This window comes from Bullifex sp. (assembly GCF_034103065.1).
GTDB lineage: Bacteria > Spirochaetota > Spirochaetia > Sphaerochaetales > Sphaerochaetaceae > Bullifex.
On sequence record NZ_JAXEGN010000085.1, the window covers coordinates 1 to 2,559 of the forward strand.

3 protein-coding genes are annotated in these 2,559 nt (G+C 32.7%); 1 reads left to right on the forward strand and 2 read right to left on the reverse strand.

Annotation, left to right across the window (positions count from 1 at the left end; all coding sequences use genetic code 11):
- Together SOY52_RS03580 and SOY52_RS03585 are read right to left on the reverse strand one after the other, a co-directional pair.
- Positions 1 to 759: Gfo/Idh/MocA family oxidoreductase (locus SOY52_RS03580; protein WP_320847614.1), on the reverse strand; the 759-nt coding region annotated here is incomplete at its 3' end.
- On the reverse strand, positions 756 to 1,607 hold the full coding sequence (locus SOY52_RS03585) for a hypothetical protein (protein WP_320847615.1): 852 nt from the start codon (positions 1,605 to 1,607) through the stop codon (positions 756 to 758). The genes SOY52_RS03585 and SOY52_RS03580, both read right to left, overlap by 4 nt.
- A 147-nt stretch (positions 1,608 to 1,754) precedes the next feature.
- On the opposite strand from SOY52_RS03585, the gene SOY52_RS03590 reads away from it, so the two are divergent.
- A partial coding sequence (locus SOY52_RS03590) for a carbohydrate-binding domain-containing protein (protein ID WP_320847616.1) occupies positions 1,755 to 2,559 on the forward strand: 805 nt, incomplete at its 3' end.

A 2,559-nucleotide genomic window follows, 5' to 3' on the forward strand; every position in this document is an offset into this window, starting at 1 on the left:
TACCTCAGGGTTATTGATATTTTCAACCTCAATATAACCCTTTGTTCCATAGATATAACCTCTTCTATCTGAAGTAATTTCTGCATCTGCAAAAATAGTTGCAATTGAGCCATCCTCAAAGCAAATAACCATGGAATCTTGCAAGTCAACACCTGTTTCTGCTTTAGTACAAACTCCAGTTAAAGCCTTTACGTTAACATTATTTCTTGCCATTAATGCAAAATTAAGAGGATAAATACCAATATCAAGGAGTGCACCACCACCAAGAGCAGGATCGATAATTCTCTCCTTATCACTTATTTGATAACCTAAATTAGCTGTAACAGAAGTAACTCTTCCAATTTTTCCTTCACCAATTATTTTATCAATTATTTTTCTTGAAGGCATGTACCTTGTCCAAATAGCCTCACCAACAAATAATCCTTTTTCTTTTGCTAAATCTAGTACCTCTTTAGCTTCAGCTTCATTAACTGTAAAAGCCTTTTCACAAAGTATTGGTTTATTGTGGTTAAGGCATAGTAGCATATGATCCTTATGGTGAGAGTGAGGAGTTGCGACATATACAAGTTCAACATTATCATCACTTACGAGTTCTTCATATGAGCCATAACTAACACTTGCATTAAACTCTTCTTTAAAAGCATTTGCTCTTTCAATATCTCTAGCAGCTACTGCATATAGCTCGAAGCCCTTAGTGTTATTTATTGTATCAGCCATTGTCCTTGCAATGCGACCACATCCAATAATGCCTACTTTCATTTCTTTTTCTCCTTTTTCTTTATAGCTTTCTCTTCTGCTTCCTTAAGCTCTTCAAACTTCATAGTTGGGATAAATCTTCTTGCAAAACGTCCCTCACCTCTACTCTTAACATAGAAGTAACCAATAAATGAGAAGACAACTGCACCTATAAAGTTTACAAATAAATCTTTCATTGTATCAATGATACCGATATCAAGATATCCACCTAATCCAAGAGAGGTACCATCAGAGAGGATAACATCTGTAATACCTGTAATATGGACTACTCTATTTGTTTTTGTTGGGTCAAGCATTGTTGTATGAATAGCATGAACAATGGTATCTTTCTGCATATCAGATCCAGTAAAGAAATCCATGCCGAACTCAAAGAACTCCCAAAGAACTCCAACTGTCATTGAAAAGCAAAATGCTACGAATGCTAAAAAGAAAGGAGAAAGGTTGAATTTAATATTTTCATTTCTATTGAAAATATCACAAAGAGAGAAACCTACCGCTGCTGCTAAAAATCCAGTTGTCGTATGAAGCATCGTATCCCAAAATGGGACGTTGATATAATATGCTTTTAGTTCTCCCAAAATCTCTGCAGCATAAATAAATATTATTACTATTACTTCAAGTGTATCTGGAATATCTATGTGCCAGTTATGCTCAATAAACGATGGAATCATCATCAAGAAAAGTGCAAGTAAGCAGAAGAAAACACTCTCCCAATCTTGATTAAAGATCTGAGCTACCATAGTAAGTATTACAGATACTCTTAATAAGAGATAAACTGCAAACAACCCCTTATGCTCTTTAATTTGTTGCTTAAGAGGTATTGTGTGAATTTTCTTTCTTTGTTTATTCATAAAATAAAATTATATAACCTTTTTTTTATAAATAAATAGTTTTTGTCTTTTTTAAAGATTTTTTTGTGTTTTTGATGAATTTTTCACTCTGCTTATTGCGAGTATAAGCTTGCCCACTATAGATTTATTCAAAGTGAGGTAACAAATATGAAGCATAGTAATTTAATAACAATTTTACTACTAATTGTACTAATGCTTTTTAGCTGTACACCAAATGAAGCTAAAAATGAAACATTAGAAATAGACCAAGTATCTATGCCAACTAAAATGGATAAGATGATGCCATTTAATGCAAACAATGAAATTGTTTCATTTGTAACCACTTTAGATGAAAGTGAATATGCACAATCTGTATCAAGTAAAGATAATCCATATACCCTTTATGATGTAGCAGATTTACCAACATCCTATGTTTTTGAAGATAAAGTATTAACTGCTAAAGATGGAATAATAAAAGAAAGTAATGATAGCACTACATCATATAACTATATAATTACTGATTCTGATCTAGAATCCATCACAATATCAAGTGATGCTACATATATGATCACTTTTTCTAACACATCTGTTAAAGCTACAACTACCCCAGCATTAATTTTAAAGGGAGATGGTAAGTGCTTTATCAATTTAGCTGGAAGTATAACACTTGAAGATAGTATTCAAAATGAAAAGAAAGGAGCAATTACATCATCAAGTGATGTAATAATCTTTGGAGATGGAGATTTATCATTAACAGCAAATAAAAAGCATGGCTTTAAAGTTGATGGTGTTTTGAGAATTCTCTCAGGCTCTGTTTCTATCACTACTACCAAGAGTGCTGATGGTAATGCAATAAGTGTTGATACCTACTACATCCAGGATGGTGGAAATGTAACAATATTTGCAACTAATGATACCTATGGTTTAGAAAATAAAGGAATAAAAGTAAACGGCACCGAGGAAAGAGAAAGTG

Bases quoted from the DNA above. Each gene is read 5' to 3' on its own strand.
- SOY52_RS03585 (WP_320847615.1), bottom strand. From the start codon at position 1,607: ATGAATAAACAAAGAAAGAAAATTCACACAATACCTCTTAAGCAACAA.